This window comes from Haliscomenobacter sp. (assembly GCF_041740695.1).
In the GTDB taxonomy this organism is placed as follows: Bacteria; Bacteroidota; Bacteroidia; order Chitinophagales; family Saprospiraceae; genus Haliscomenobacter.
Genome location: NZ_JBGSLK010000043.1, coordinates 36,337 through 50,761 on the forward strand (window position 1 = coordinate 36,337; position 14,425 = coordinate 50,761).

Below are 14,425 nucleotides of genomic sequence, written 5' to 3' on the forward strand. Positions count from 1 at the left end.
GTCTAGCTTAACTTTAACAGTTCTTCCCGCATGATTTCCAAACCCTGCTTCAACATGGGCTGGCTGATCACCAAAGGACAAAGTACCCGAATAACATTGCCGTAGACTCCGGCGCTGATCAAGAAGAGACCGCGGGTAGAACAAGTAGCAACCAGGTTTTTGGTTAAATCAGCATCAGGTAGGTTGGGATTTTGATCCTTAACCAATTCAATCGCCACCATCGCCCCTAAGCCACGCACTTCACCGATAGCCGGGCATTCTTTTTTGAGTTTGGCGAAAAAATTCAACAAGATTTTACCCACTTTTTCGCCCTTCCGGTTGATGTCGATTTGTTGCATGTATTCGATGGTTGCTAGTGCCCCAGCACAAGCAACCGGATTGCCCGCGTAGGTGCCGCCGAGGGTGCCGGGCAGGGCTTTGTCCATCACTTCAGCTTTACCCATTACAGCTGCTATGGGAATGCCCGATCCCATTGATTTGGCCCAGGTCGAAATGTCCGGAATAACCCCGTAATGCTCGTAAGCCGCCCATTTGCCCGTACGGCCAAAGCCAGATTGCACTTCGTCCAGGATGAGCATCATGCCGTGTTGGGTACAGAGTTCACGTAAGCCTTGCAAATACCGGGGTGGCATTACATAAAAACCACCCTCACCTTGCACTGGCTCCACAATCACTGCAGCTACGTTATCCGGGGCAACTACCGTACTCAAGTATTTTTTAAAGTTTTCCAACTCTTGTTCCACAAAAGCATCAAAGTTTTGCCCGTGCCCATTGTGGTAATAATCCGGGAAAGGCAGACGATACACTTCGGGGGCAAAAGGACCACAACCGATTTTGTAACTCACCTTGGAAGTCAAGGTCATGCCCATGAGCGTACGCCCATGAAAACCTCCCGTGTAACAAATGATGCCTTGCCGCCCGGTAGCCTGGCGGGCAATTTTTACTGCATTTTCTACCGCTTCGGCACCTGTGCTGACAAACATCACTTTGGTGGCGTCACCGTGGGGCAGAATCTCCACCAGTTTTTCGGCCAGTAACACATAAGGTTCGTGGGTCAGCACATTAAAGAAGGTATGCATCAAAGTCTGAGCCTGTTTGGCAATAGCCCGGCTAACCGGAGTAGGGCAATGGCCAGCATTGAGCACGCCGATGCCTCCGCTGAAATCAATGTAGGTTCTCCCCTCGGCATCGGTGAAAGTGGCACCTTTGGCGGAGACTGCATTGAGCGTAGACGTGGTGTACATCGCCTTTGGCAGTACCCGATTGCGGCGCTCCATTAACTCTTTGGATGTCATCTGGATTATCTTGTTTTTGGTTAAGGGAGGTTGAGAGGGTTGAGGAAGGTTGAGGCTACCGCAGTGATGTTGACAAGGACGATGTACAAGTCGCTGCGGCAGCCTAAACCTTCTCAACCTCCCTAAACCTTCTCAACCATTAATGTAATGCGTTTTTACCACACAAAAATCCTTGATCCCCGCCTCCGACAACTCCCGACCATAGCCCGATTTTTTCACGCCACCGATCGGTAAACGGGAGTCGGAACGCACCACCGCATTGACAAAAACGCTGCCCACTTCCAGTTGGCGGGCCAGGGTTTTAGCCTTATCCAAATCTTGGGTCCAGATCGCTGCACTCAAGCCGTAACGGGATTGGTTCGTCAGTTTGATCGCTTCTTGTTCGGAAGAGATGGTGGTAATGGCGGCCAAGGGGCCAAAGGTTTCTTCTCGAAAAGCCACCGAATCGGGCTGAACGTTGTCCAGCAGGGTGGGTTGAAAATTGCAGCCGTCGCGCTGGCCACCGTAAAGCAGGGTTGCTCCTTGGGCCAGGGCTTTTTGCAGTTGGCGCTCCAGGGTTTCGGCCAAATCCAGGCGGGCCAATGGGCCAAGTTGGGTGGTTGGATCGAGTGGGTCGCCTTGTTTGAGATTTTGAATCAAGTGTAAAACCTTTTCTGTAAAAGCCGCTTTTATGTCCTGGTGCACCAAAAAACGCTTGGCGGCGATACACACTTGCCCGGCATTCATCATCCGCGATTGCACTGCCGCCGCCGCTGCTTTGTCCAAATCGGCATCGGGCAAGACGATCAGGGCGTCGTTGCCCCCGAGTTCCAGCACCGTTTTTTTGATGTGGCTACCCGCCAGTGCAGCTAAAGATGATCCAGCTCGTTCGCTCCCGGTGAGAGTGACCATGCCAATGCGGTCGTCGGCCACCAAACTTTGTATTGCATCGACATCAGCAATCAGTGTTTGGAATACTCCTTCTGGAAAACCTGCCGCTCGGAAAGCGGTTTCGATAGCCACGGCACAGCCGAACACATTCGGCGCGTGTTTGAGTAGTGTGACATTACCCGCCATCAAAGCCGGAACTGCATAGCGAAAAACCTGCCAAAATGGGAAATTCCAGGGCATGATGGCCAGAACGATGCCGACGGGTTCATAGCTGACCCCACTTTCTTTGGCGTCGGTGGGGATGTTTTGTGCTTGCAGCAAAGACTCGGCGTGTTGGGCATAATGGCTGCATTGAGCAGCACATTTTTCGATCTCGCCGAGGGATTCGGGCAGGATTTTGCCCATTTCCTGGGTCATGAGCAGGGCCAATTCGGCCTTCTGCTCGCGCAGGTATTGGGCCAGGTGCTCAAAGCAGGCGGCTCTATCGGGGAAGCTGCGGGCAGCCCAGTCGCGTTGGGCCATTTGGGCCCATTCCAGCTTGACATCGATTTGAATTGCGCTGGCTTCCATGTATTCCCCTACGATTTCTTGGGTGTAGGGGTTGAGGGATTTGAAGAATTTTGGCATTGGTTTACGGAGTTTTCCCACGACAAAAGCCACGGGTTGGTGTCCCACGAATAAATTCGTGGGTTGGGGCGGTAGGTGGCCTCCCATGGATAAATCCATGGGTTGGCGATATCTCTTGGGCGGTGGAAGGCTATCACACCCATACAGCGGCAACCACTAAGGGTTGCCACTACTCACTCTCACTCGTTCTCCCCCACTTATAGACTTTGAGGTACATGTTGATCTCGTATTTGCGTACATGGTTGATTTTGTCCATGTTGCTGCGCAGGATTTCCATGAGGTGGGAGTTGTCGCGGCACATGACGTTGATTTCCAGTTGGAAATCGCCAGTACGTAGCGCCAAAAAACTCACTTCAGGGAGGGCCATCAGTTCCTGGGCGACTCGTTCAACATTCGCTACGGTATCCACCTGTACGTTGATGGCCGCGTAGGCGTTGAGGCCAATGCGCTCGGGTTCAACTCGCCCGACTATCGCAAGGATGCCACAGTCGACCAGGTTCATGTATCGTTTGGAGATGGTGCTGACGGCCATACCCATTTCTTTTGCCAGATCGGAAAAAGATTTTCGACCGTCATTTTGCAGGGTTTGCAAAATCAGATGGTCAATTTCGTCTGGTTGGTAATCGTTTGTATTGGTGGTTTCCAAAGTGGGTTGTATTATTGGAGTAAAAATAGAGATTCATTTGAAACGAGGAAGGGAGAAGAGAAAAATATTTTGATTTTTTGGTCGAAAATCGAATTATTTTTGAGCATTCCGTTTCTTTTAGGGCGATAAAAAATAAGTGTTTCATTTTGCCAAAGGATTAGATAAGTAAACGATTCATTTTAAGTGTCTTATCTAATCCTTTGGCTCAGAGAAAATGAACACTTATTTTTGCCCCACTACTTAGTAAAAAAACGCCTATGTCTACGCTTTGGATGTTCAGCTTGTTGTTTGGTAGTGTGGGGCTTATCGTGTGGAGTACCGCGCGTTGGCGGATGAACCCTTTTCTGGTGCTGTTTTTGATTGCTTTGTTGCTGGGATTGGTTTCAGGAATGCCACTTGACAAAATTGTGGATACCCTCAAAGAAGGTTTTGGCGAGACCATGAAAAAAATTGGGCTGGTCATCATTCTCGGCACAGTGCTGGGCGTCTTGCTGGAACGCAGTGGTGCCACCTTGCGCATGGCGAATTACATTCTGGGAAAAGTGGGCGAAAATCGGGCACCCGCCGCGCTTTCGATCACCGGTTTTTTGGTGGGTTTGCCCATTTTTTGTGATTCAGGGTTCATCATTCTCAATGGTTTGAAACAATCCCTGGTTCGGCGTACCAATTTCGGCATGCCGCTGATGACTTTGTGTTTGGCCACCTCTTTGTACGGGGTACATTGCCTGGTGCCGCCTCATCCAGGTATTGCTGCCGCAGGCGCTACCCTAGGGGCCGACCTTGGCATGGTGATGTTGCTGGGCATTGGTATTTCCATTCCATTGACCCTTTTGGGTTATTTTTGGGCTTTGCGTTTTGGGCCAAAGGTGACAGAGGCTGAGTTGTCCAAAGAAGTGGACCCAATTGCCAGTGAACCCCGACAACTCCCAGCAGTGTGGCGTTCTTTTCTGCCCGTGGTAGTACCCATTTTTTTGATTGGCCTCAAGTCTTTGGCCTTTTTGGGGATTGCGGCGGATGCCCCCAAAAGTGGGTGGTTGAAGTTTTTGAGTTTGATTGGTGATCCAATTATTGCCTTGTTGTGTGCGATTGGTCTGGCGGTGCTGTTGTTGCCCAGGGCGAACGACCGCAAGTCAATTCAAAAGTGGTTTGGTGAGGGGGTGGAAAAAGCGGGGCCGATTTTGGCGATTATTGCAGGCGGCGGTACATTTGGGGCCATGCTCAACGCGACGAATGTGAGTACTGCTTTGGCTGCGAGTATTGAGCAATGGCATTTGGGCTTGTTTTTCCCATTCTTGGTAGCCTTGGTTTTAAAAACGGCGCAGGGCTCATCCACTGTGGCGGCGATTACAGCGGCGAGTATTGTGGCACCCCTGTTGCCGGGGCTGGGTTTGGATAGTGAATGGGGCCGGACCTTAGCGGCACTTTCGCTGGGTGCGGGGTCGATGGTGATTTCACATGCCAATGACGCCTATTTTTGGGTGATTTCGACGTTTTCAAATTTGCGCACGGATGTGTTGTTCAGGTTGTATACGCCAGTGACGGCGGTGATGGGGGTCGTGGCGCAGTTGTTGATTTGGGGGCTGTTTTTGTTGGGGTAGTTGGAGAATCAAATGTATCTTTGGAGAAAATTCCTTAAATGCTGAATTTACTTGAAAAAATATGTAAAATGATGAATATGCTGGGTATTCCTTACATGCTTTCAGGTAGTGTAGCCATGAATGTTTACGCTGAACCAAGGACTACACAGGATATCGATATTATCGTAGAAATGTTGCTAGAAGATGTTCCAAATCTGATCAAGCTTTTGGGTGATGGATTTTATTTTTCAGAAGATGCGATGTATGATGCAATTGAAAGAAAATCCATGTTTAACATTATTGACTATTCTACTGGAATGAAAGTCGATTTCATTTTGCGTAACAATGATTTTTATGAACAATTCAAGTTTCAAAATCGGAAAAAGGCTATTTTTGAAGGCGTTGAATTGTGGATTATTAGCAAAGAAGATTTAGTCCTTTCAAAAATCAGATGGATACAGGAATTGGAAAGTGAAAAGCAAAAGTCCGACATCCGAAATTTATTGAGTACAGAAGCCCTCAACATGGACTATGTTCTCAAATGGTGTGAGCTGTTGAATTTGAAAACCTTTAACCTCTTGTAATCATGTATTTATCTCCAGACACTCCTTTACACGTAAAAAAGATTCAACAAGACATTTGGTTGTCCAAATCAATTGAAGAAAGACTCCGGCTTAGCGCAGAAATGATTGATGATGCAATCAAGTTGCAATTATTCGGAATAAAAATGAGGCATCCCGAGTTCAATGAAAAAGAAGCAAAACGATATCGATTACTCCGAATGGCTGAAAACGATCCTGCCTTAACTTGGTTAATAAAAATGCTTGATGTATAGCCCTAACCTAAACCTAATAAGAGTCAAATACATATCGTTGTACTTTTTGATCCTCTTGCTTTTGTCCTGCAACAACCTAGGCCCCAGACACCCCAAACCCTTTCAGCACGTCTCTAAAAAAGTACCACTTGCCCTTTTAGCATCTAGTACACAAAACTACGCGGAAGCAAAGGCCCAGATGCTGACTTTACGCAACAAAGTACGCCAACAACTTGCTAGTGGCACAATCGACAGCACTCAAGCCGGGATTCTATTCACCGAAGGCTTATTAGAGACAATCTTCCCGCACTGGTATGGCACGCCCTGGGATTTTAACGGCTATACTGATACGCCCAACCAAGGGAAAATTGCCTGTGGTTACTTTGTTTCCACTACCCTACTCCATGCGGGGATTGCTCTGAATCGTTACAAGTTGGCGCAGCAAGGCCCACGAGATGAGGCCATAGCGCTGAGCCTGCACAAAAGCTGCCAGACTTTTGCCGGTTTCCCGGCGAGAAGTATGGCCCAAAAGATCAATCAGGAATTGAAAGAAGGTCTGTACTTCATTGGTTTGGACGAAAGCCATGTGGGCTATTTATTGAAGAAGGAGGGTGAGTTGTACCTTATCCATGCCAACTACACCGGGGATGCTGTGGTTACCATTCAACCGCTGATGCAATCAGTTTTTCAGCATTTCACAACCTGGTATATCGCGGAGATTACTTACAACCGCGCCTTACTGGGCTATTGGTTGAGTGGGGAAAAGTGTGTGTTATCATATCCAAATTTGGCGGCTCAATCGAAAAAATAAAAGCCAAACCCGGATTATCGCCCTTGCTTTAAATTCCTAAATCCTCCCCCATTCCTTTGCGCATTGATTTTTTTTTCGGATGTTGCACGCCTTATGTTTGCAGTAAAACACTATCCGGAGCGCATCAAGGGGAAAGAATTGGATGACTATCTGGCCAATGGTTGGTACCGGATGGGGCAAACGATATTTACTACCCACTTTTTGTGCTTTGGCGAAACCTTTTACTCGGCCATTTGGGTACGGCTCGATTTGCAAGCGCACCAGTTCAGCAAAAGCCTGCGCAAGGTCATTAAGCGCAACAATGAGCGTTTTCAGTTCCATTTTGGCAAGGCGGTGATCGATGTGAGTCGAGAAAATCTGTACCAACGCTACCGGGCCATCTTTCCCGGTATGATTGCCCCTTCCATTCTCGACTCTTTGCAGGATGGCGATCATTTCAATGTGTACAATACCTATGAATTTACGGTGTACGATGGCGCCAAGCTGATTGCCGTCAGTTATTTTGACCTGGGGGAAGACAGCATTGCCAGCATTTTGGGTTTTTACGACCCTGAATACAAAGCCCACAGCCTGGGCTTGTACACAATGCTCATGGAGGTGGAATACGGCAAAATTCAAGGGTTCAAATACTTCTATCCGGGCTATGTGGTGCCGGGTTACGATCGTTTTGAATACAAGTTGCGCATTGGGCCGGTAGATTATTACGACTTGCGCTCGGGGGAGTGGTTGCCTTATGCTGCTTTTACCAAGGAAGAACTTCCCATTTACCGCATGCGGGTCAAATTGGAAGTTTTGCGCCAAACGGCGCTTAAGATGCGGTTGAACCTACCCCTCAAGTTTTATCCTCTTTTTGAAGCCAATCTATTTGGTTACCCTTCCCTACCCTTTTTTGACTACCCACTGCTGGTTTATGGGGGGGAAACACAGGAAGAGGACGGACATTACATTCTGGTTTTTGATCCTCGGATCGGCCAGTATCAGTTGCTGTTGTGTTCCAACTTTGATTATTCCTTGTTCTACTTCAATGATGCCTACACCAGCATGTTTAATGCTGAGCGGAATTTTGTGCAGTTGATTTTGATGGAGCAGGTACTGGAAAGCAATGCAAGCCCAGAGCAGGTACTCCATGCACTTCAAACGGAACAAGTTAAAGGGAAAGTAAAATAAGCACTAGTAGTGGGGCAAAAATAAATGTTCATTTTTTTTGAGCCCAACGATTAGATAAAACGCTTTAAATGAACCGTTTATTTATCTAATCCTTTGGCAAAATGAACATTTATTTTTTTATCGCCCCTTACACAAATCCCAACACCTTCGCCACTTCACTCTTGTAACTCCGCCCAATCGGCAATTCCTGGCTGTTTATTTCTACGTGATTGGGTGAAAAAGCCTGAATTTTATTCAGTGCTACCAAAAAAGAACGGTGAATGCGCAAGAATTTCCCGTCAGGTAGTTTTTGCTCCAAATAACTAATTTTTTGTTTGGTCACAATCCGGCGCCCTCCCACATGGATGATCACGTAATCTTTCAGGCTTTCAATGTACTGGATGTCTTCCAGGGGGACCTTGATCATTTTTTTATCCGCCCGCACTATTATGCTATCGGCGGTTTGCATCGGCATATTGTCCTCGCTAATGGCCGGAATATTGGAAATGCCGGGAGCGATGATGATTGAAGATCCCAGACCAGAGGCACTCGGCGTTTCACCAGCGCTATTGGCCGCCTGTTGAAATTGCGAGTAAGCCTTACTCAATGCTTTAAGAAAGCGACTAAAGGGGATGGGTTTTAACAAATAATCCACCGCATCCATTTCAAAAGCTTCGATGGCGTAGTCACGATAGGCAGTGGTGAAGATAATTTTGGGTCTTTGCTGCAAAGTTTTTAGAAATTCAATGCCATCCAACTTAGGCATTTGAATGTCCAAAAACAATAGATCAACCGTTTGCTCCTGCATGAGAGCAAAAGCTTGCAGGGCATTTTCACAACGCCCAATCAGATCCAGGCCTTCGATGCGATTGATATAAGAACTCAACACATCCAGGGCCAATGGTTCATCATCAACAATTAGACATCTTATCTTCATATCACTTATTGTGAGCGCTAAAACCCAGCGCTAAAGTCGCACATTGATCGTTGTTACCTTGATCCGTTTGGGATCAACACCATTAGCCGTAGAAACAATTTCTTTTTCCCCCAGCAATGATTCTGGGCTATTTTTCCGGCTGTCTTCTAAAACCAACATCAGCCCAGCATCAATTTTCCCACCATTCCAATTGCTAACCGCTCCGCCATAATCCCAGCCGAAGCCCCAAAAGGTGACGGGTTTGCCGTTTATTTTCACCAGTTCTTCCAGTGTTGTACCAATCGTAATGCCTTCGGGCGATTTCCAATCAGTTCCTTCTTCAGTGATGCGCAACAATGCCGGGCGATCTTTTACAATGCTGGTATCGTAATACACTTCAACGGCATTGCGGGTATCTCCAAAAATGACAAAACCAGGAGCCGTAGCGCCTTCACCCAGGTAAATCTCCTGGCGTTTTACATTTTGCACCCCAAAGGTTTGTACCAGATCGTTTTCTAAACTATGCGCTGCGTAAAAGGGTCCGATTCGTTGACCAGGCACCAACATAAAATCTCCACCTGCGGCCTGCCGTCCATTGTCTACTCCTTCTGCTTGAGGTTTTTTGCCAGCAGGTTGACAAGCCAAAACGAAAAACAGACCCAATCCAAGCAAAAGGTAAGCGGATTTCATACAATCAAGTGTTTTAGCAACGCAGAAAAATTAACTTCCCGATTTTGGGTTTTGAATAGGAAGTCGAACGCTTCATTTCAAGTGAGCTTCCTATTCAAAAGCCTCAAAAAAAATCGGGAATTAATTTTTTGCGTCATACTAGGCATTAAATGTAAAAAAGTTTGGCTTAGGAAGCGATGACACGGGGTTTAAATTTTTTTGCTCCATTTCCAGCGCTCTTCAATTTGCCGAAAGGTTTGTAGTTTTTCAGCACTACCCATAAAATCAGCGATGGCGTCAAGGTGCTCAAACATCGGTTTGTCCGCCCACCCGTGCCCACCTTCAGTACCACTCACTAACATATAGGGCTTGTTGAGCGCTTTCAGGCGCTGAGCAATGGCGCCAGCACCAAACAGGGGCAGGTAGCCCGGTTGATCTGGTTTGCACAAATGGTGAGATGCAGCTCCATATGGCACCAAGGGGTCGCTTTCACCATGAAACAGGAGTGATGGCAAAGCATTTTCGGCCGTAATCCAGTTGATGTCCAGCAAAGCACCCGCCATAACCAAAAGGCCAGCATATCGAAACCCAGCCGGTAACCCACGTTGCTCCAGCCCCAGCTCACCCTCTTTCCAGTAAGCAGCATTGACGATTGCTTCCGCTCCTGCGCTGCTGCCCGCCAGGATAATTCGCTCAGGGTGGATGCCCCATGCTTCGGCATGTTCCAGCACAAAACGGGTAGCCGACCACACGTCTTCTGCCGCACTGCGAAAAGCAGCAATTTTGATGGATTGTTGTTGATCACAACTCATCGAACGGCCGCGCATGCTCAGGTGATAGGAACAAGGGATGGCCACGAGCCCCAGGCGGGCCAGTTTTTCGGCGAATTGTACATAGCGGATTTCGCTGCGGCTGCCTTCCGAAAAACCACCACCGTGGAAATACAGTACCGCAAGTCGGTCTTTGCGCTCAACTTCAGTGGCAAGCTGGTAAACATCCAATTCCAGCAGTTGGCCATTTTTCTCGGCGTACGGATGAGTCATTTTTTGTAAATCAGGCTTTGCTGCTGATGCATCAGTGCCCGTATTACTACCTAAAAACTTTGAAATACCTCTGATGGTTTGTCTGAACCAGCTCGGCTTGGCCATAGTTGAATTGAATGTTTGCTTGGGGCGAAGGTAGGAAAAGGTGAAGGATAAACCATAAGTAGTGGGGCAAAAATAAGTGTTCATTTTTTTAGGCCAAAGAATTAGATAAGATACTTGTAATGAATCGTTTACTTATCTAATCCACTGGCAAAATGAACACTTTTTTTTCATCGCCCCTAAGGAACGGAAATCAAATAATGACTTGAAATGCAACAAGTTTTTCTCTAAAATGAGCAGGGCTAACCCCGGTTGCATTTTTGAAATACCGGCTAAAATGGTATTCGTCGTCAAAACCGACCTCCGCTCCGATCTGTTTAACGGATTTTTCAGTAAGATACAGCTCTCGTTGGGCCTCGATGATGATGCGTTCGGAGATGAGTTCAGTGAGGGTTTTATTGCAATACATTTTGGTGATTCTCCCAAGGGTTTTAGCCGTGATATTAAGCATCAAGGCATAATCCCTGGGCGAGTGTTTTTCTCTAAAGTGGGCTTCAATTAATTCTTTAAAGGTTTGCAAAACAGAAGGATGATTGTCCACTAAAGGTTGCTGTTCATGCTCTTTTTCCTGCTTTTTTTTGAGGCGCGCAGCATGGATGAGAAAAATTTTAAGGTAAGCAACCAGCATTTCTTGTTTGGAAGAATCAAAGGTGTTCATTTCAGCTTTAATCTTTTCAAGCAGCCGTAAAAATTCATTACTATACCCGGCATTTTCGATAAAAATAAAAGGAGGGTTGAACAGGTTGTTAAATAGTAATCCATTACAATTTGTTTCTTTATCGTGTTTGTAAATGCAAAAAAAATCAGCCTGGAATTGAATGAATTCACCAACTATTTCAGCGGAAGAACTCAGGATAAATGGCTGATAAGGAGAAAAAAACATCATAGTCTCCTGCCTCAATTCATATTCATTACAATTTGTTTTGAGCGTTGCGCTACCTTTTTTAAGCCAAAGAATAGAATAGTGATATTGCCTTTGTATTTGACTAAATGAATCTTGATTAAACGGCTTGATCAGTAAAGCAGCAGCTGCATTGTTCTCGAAAATGTGAGTATGTTGTCCAGTTGGAGTCATGGTTAAGCAAGCTTTTGGGTTGAGGGTATCACCTTTTACTCCGCCAAATTTTGGGCATAGTGGCAACTCTTACAGGAGCTTAGTTGGGGCGTACTATCATGCACAAAGCTAGGAGTAGCAGAGTATACCTTAATATTTCAAAATTAGTCTTTGTACTTGAACATTACTCATTTGTGTTGGCTTGCTGACGGACAGTTTCGCGTTTTGGCCATTTTCAAACATAAAAAATGCGCTGCCTATACCATAAGGAACGAGAACGAAATAACTTCCCGCTTTACCTTCGCTCTTTCGAACTTATTCTTCCTATCTTTTTCGTTAAATAGGCTTGCTATTCGCCTCAAAAGATACTCGACTAAGTTTAAAATAGCTTTGGTAAATTCGGGAACTTATTTCGTTCTCGTTCCTAAGCAGCGCATCCAATTAAAAATAAATTTCACAGGTTCTATTGTTGGCTAACCACCGGACAGTTTACGTTTGCTACGCCGGTACCGAGAATTTTGGCAGCTTTTGCCGTAGCCAAATTGCTGACTTTGTTAAAATCAGCATTATCAAAAACATTAACCAGCCACAAAGGGGAGTAGCTCGCGTCTGCTGGAAGAGTTGCTAGTACGTTGTGGGTCAGTCCAGCTCCATTGTCAATAAACCCAGATGGAGGTCCACCACCAGGTTTGTCCGGGTTGATTTTGAAAGAAACATAAATAGGAGAAAGGGGGACAGTACTTCCGGTAAGGGCCTTTTCTTCAAAAGTAAAATAGAAGACAATTTTCCCTTTGTACCAACCCCGGACGAGGCCTTTTCCTCCACTACCCAATCGTTTCGTTGCGGTAGAGCCTTCAGGGACAACCGGGCAATTGACCAAATTGGTAGTAGGTTTGACCGTATACCCTTTGGCCTTAATATCTGCTAATGAAGTAACACTATTGGCAACAAAATCCGCAGGCACTTCAACTGCGTTGACCACCCAAAAGTCATTGTATCCTGCATCACCTGGGATTTGTTCAATGACGTTTAATTGCCCCTCAATGGTTTTGCCATTGTTCATCGGAACATAAATTGGGGCAGGGACGGTCGATTGTACATCAAAATTGTAGTAGTCTACGATGTTGCCTGATGGGCCAAAGCCCTTTGTAATAAATGGAGTCTTGTCAAAATCAATTGCAGCGTTTGCCTCCGGTAGGCCATTGGTAGCACTTCTTACCATTAGCATTCCTGCACTAGCTGAAAAACGATCTACCGCTTGTTTTGCGGCAGTATCAGGATTGACGCCAGTGGGTTTTGCGTCATCATCATCACAACTTGTGAAGATAATTGCCACTGAAAGTAGCAGTAAATTCAGGAATAAATTCGATTTCATGCGATTCGTTGATTTAAAGTAAACAATTAATTGGAGCAAAGATCAACGAATAGAGTGCTCTTGATAATGGATGAAAAGGGCAATATAATGGACGATTTTCCTAAAAAAAAAGAATGCATAACCAAGACAAATATTAGAGATAATTTTTTAAAATAGAGGGAAATCACTAAGGCGCTATCTATATAATTTCCAAAACATTATAGCTTTTGATGAAATCAGATAAAATGTAATTCTAATGACATTTTCATTAACATAACATGTCTTTTCACGGACAGCACCACACCAAACCCCTTTGTTTTTTTGTGAAAAAAATCATGGCAAAATCAATGTTTTTCATTTGTTCCATTCTGCTTGGTATCCTCGTATTTTTCAACTCATGTGGAAATGAGAAAGAAGACAGCAATACGCCGCCAACGTCGACCGTAGAAGAATTCATCGCGAAGGACGCTGACTTCGATGGTTTTAGAAACTGGGAAGTAGTTGCAATTTTGGATAAGGCACTTTCTGCCGAAGGGAGAGCTCATACCGATGCAGCAAGGACCATCTGGATCAAACCACCAAATACCAAACGGGGTACCAATGGGCAATACCCTATTGGCACGATCCTTATCAAAGAAGTAAAAGGGGGCTACGGGATTGTTGCCATGGTAAAACGTGGCGGCTCATTCAATCCTGCTCACAATGGTTGGGAATGGTTCCAAATCGATGCAGCTAGTAAAATAACTTCTCGCAGCGCTTCAAATACCTGCAACAACTGTCACTCATTGGTTAAAAATCAAGACTATGCTTTTTCGAAAAATTAGTCTACAATAGCCTGCATGGGTAAATCACATTCCGGTTTCTCTTCATTTCCAATCAAAAACTTTATCATGAATACATCACACATGTATCTCCTGCTGACAGCATTGTTGAGCGTCAGTGGACTCGTCCAAGGGCAATCAAAATACTATTCCAAATCAGGTTCAGTCATCTTTGATGCAGAAGGTAAACTTGATGACATTGAGGATATTAAGGCTCAAAACAACAGCGCTTTCTGCGTAATTGATTCAAATACAGGGCAAATGGAATGGTCGGTAAACATCAACAAATTTGTCTTTAGGAATTCATTGATGCAGAAACATTTTAATGAAAACTACTTGGAAAGCGAAAAATATCCCAAAGCCACCTTTAAAGGCAAGATTAATGAAATCAGTAAGGTTGATTTCACAAAAGATGGTACCTACCCAGTTAATGTAGCAGGAATGCTGAGCTTACATGGTGTAGTAAAGGAATCAAATTTCAAAGGGGTCATCACCATCGAGAAAGGTAAAGTTCGGGTAAATTCTAGCTTTGAAGTTTTGTTGAAGGACTATAAAATTGATATCCCAACCGTGGTCTTTTTAAAAGTTGCTGAAAGTGCCAAAGTTACAGTCAGTACCCAGCTTGAAATTTTAAACACAAACAAATAGCACGATGAAACAAAGCTATCGATTTTTCATAA

Annotated in this window: 15 protein-coding genes; 7 read left to right on the forward strand and 8 right to left on the reverse strand. The window is 45.5% G+C overall.

All coding sequences use genetic code 11. The features are described 5' to 3' along the window. Positions 1 to 2: 2 nt before the first annotated feature. From ACEW9O_RS09095 to ACEW9O_RS09105, 3 genes are all read right to left on the reverse strand, one after another. Complete coding sequence (locus ACEW9O_RS09095) at positions 3 to 1,295, reverse strand: aspartate aminotransferase family protein (protein ID WP_373549837.1); 1,293 nt, start codon at positions 1,293 to 1,295, stop codon at positions 3 to 5. 132 nt (positions 1,296 to 1,427) lie between these two features. Continuing rightward, positions 1,428 to 2,792, reverse strand: coding sequence for an NAD-dependent succinate-semialdehyde dehydrogenase (locus tag ACEW9O_RS09100; RefSeq protein ID WP_373549838.1), 1,365 nt, complete (start codon positions 2,790 to 2,792; stop codon positions 1,428 to 1,430). Between the two features lie 169 nt (positions 2,793 to 2,961). After that, complete coding sequence (locus ACEW9O_RS09105) at positions 2,962 to 3,438, reverse strand: Lrp/AsnC family transcriptional regulator (RefSeq protein WP_373549839.1); 477 nt, start codon at positions 3,436 to 3,438, stop codon at positions 2,962 to 2,964. Between the two features lie 257 nt (positions 3,439 to 3,695). Here ACEW9O_RS09105 and ACEW9O_RS09110 point away from each other — a divergent pair, with 257 nt between their 5' ends. The 5 genes from ACEW9O_RS09110 to ACEW9O_RS09130 all read left to right on the forward strand — a co-directional run bounded on the left by ACEW9O_RS09110 (position 3,696) and on the right by ACEW9O_RS09130 (position 7,807). After that, the gene (locus ACEW9O_RS09110) at positions 3,696 to 5,036 is read left to right on the forward strand and encodes a GntP family permease (protein ID WP_373549840.1); all 1,341 of its coding nucleotides are present in this window, start codon (positions 3,696 to 3,698) and stop codon (positions 5,034 to 5,036) included. A 38-nt stretch (positions 5,037 to 5,074) separates the two neighbouring features. Then, a complete protein-coding gene (locus tag ACEW9O_RS09115; RefSeq protein ID WP_373549841.1) occupies positions 5,075 to 5,599 on the forward strand; it encodes a hypothetical protein in 525 nt (174 codons plus the stop codon). Positions 5,600 to 5,601: 2 nt separating this feature from the next. Then, on the forward strand, positions 5,602 to 5,850 hold the full coding sequence (locus ACEW9O_RS09120) for a hypothetical protein (protein ID WP_373549842.1): 249 nt from the start codon (positions 5,602 to 5,604) through the stop codon (positions 5,848 to 5,850). A 178-nt stretch (positions 5,851 to 6,028) separates the two neighbouring features. Further along, positions 6,029 to 6,640: a hypothetical protein gene (locus tag ACEW9O_RS09125; RefSeq protein ID WP_373549843.1), complete on the forward strand. Its 612-nt coding sequence runs from the start codon at positions 6,029 to 6,031 to the stop codon at positions 6,638 to 6,640. A gap of 93 nt (positions 6,641 to 6,733) precedes the next feature. Beyond that, positions 6,734 to 7,807: an arginine-tRNA-protein transferase gene (locus ACEW9O_RS09130; RefSeq protein ID WP_373549844.1), complete on the forward strand. Its 1,074-nt coding sequence runs from the start codon at positions 6,734 to 6,736 to the stop codon at positions 7,805 to 7,807. Positions 7,808 to 7,934: 127 nt separating this feature from the next. On the opposite strand, the gene ACEW9O_RS09135 is transcribed toward ACEW9O_RS09130, so the two are convergent. The 5 genes from ACEW9O_RS09135 to ACEW9O_RS09155 form a co-directional block, all read right to left on the reverse strand. Further along, complete coding sequence (locus tag ACEW9O_RS09135) at positions 7,935 to 8,723, reverse strand: LytR/AlgR family response regulator transcription factor (RefSeq protein ID WP_373549845.1); 789 nt, start codon at positions 8,721 to 8,723, stop codon at positions 7,935 to 7,937. Between the two features lie 30 nt (positions 8,724 to 8,753). Next, positions 8,754 to 9,392, reverse strand: a complete 639-nt coding sequence (locus tag ACEW9O_RS09140) for a hypothetical protein (RefSeq protein WP_373549846.1) — start codon at positions 9,390 to 9,392, stop codon at positions 8,754 to 8,756. A gap of 188 nt (positions 9,393 to 9,580) precedes the next feature. Beyond that, positions 9,581 to 10,603 carry an alpha/beta hydrolase gene (locus ACEW9O_RS09145; protein WP_373549847.1) on the reverse strand — a complete coding sequence of 341 codons (1,023 nt, stop codon included), beginning with the start codon at positions 10,601 to 10,603 and terminating at the stop codon, positions 9,581 to 9,583. A gap of 106 nt (positions 10,604 to 10,709) precedes the next feature. Continuing rightward, complete coding sequence (locus tag ACEW9O_RS09150; protein ID WP_373549848.1) at positions 10,710 to 11,591, reverse strand: helix-turn-helix domain-containing protein; 882 nt, start codon at positions 11,589 to 11,591, stop codon at positions 10,710 to 10,712. A 442-nt stretch (positions 11,592 to 12,033) separates the two neighbouring features. After that, positions 12,034 to 12,945 (reverse strand): hypothetical protein, encoded by a 912-nt coding sequence (locus tag ACEW9O_RS09155; RefSeq protein ID WP_373549849.1) that lies wholly within the window; start codon positions 12,943 to 12,945, stop codon positions 12,034 to 12,036. A gap of 302 nt (positions 12,946 to 13,247) precedes the next feature. On the opposite strand from ACEW9O_RS09155, the gene ACEW9O_RS09160 reads away from it, so the two are divergent. After that, positions 13,248 to 13,748: a cytochrome P460 family protein gene (locus ACEW9O_RS09160; RefSeq protein ID WP_373549850.1), complete on the forward strand. Its 501-nt coding sequence runs from the start codon at positions 13,248 to 13,250 to the stop codon at positions 13,746 to 13,748. Between the two features lie 66 nt (positions 13,749 to 13,814). Further along, on the forward strand, positions 13,815 to 14,393 hold the full coding sequence (locus tag ACEW9O_RS09165; RefSeq protein ID WP_373549851.1) for a YceI family protein: 579 nt from the start codon (positions 13,815 to 13,817) through the stop codon (positions 14,391 to 14,393). Positions 14,394 to 14,425 lie beyond the last annotated feature (32 nt).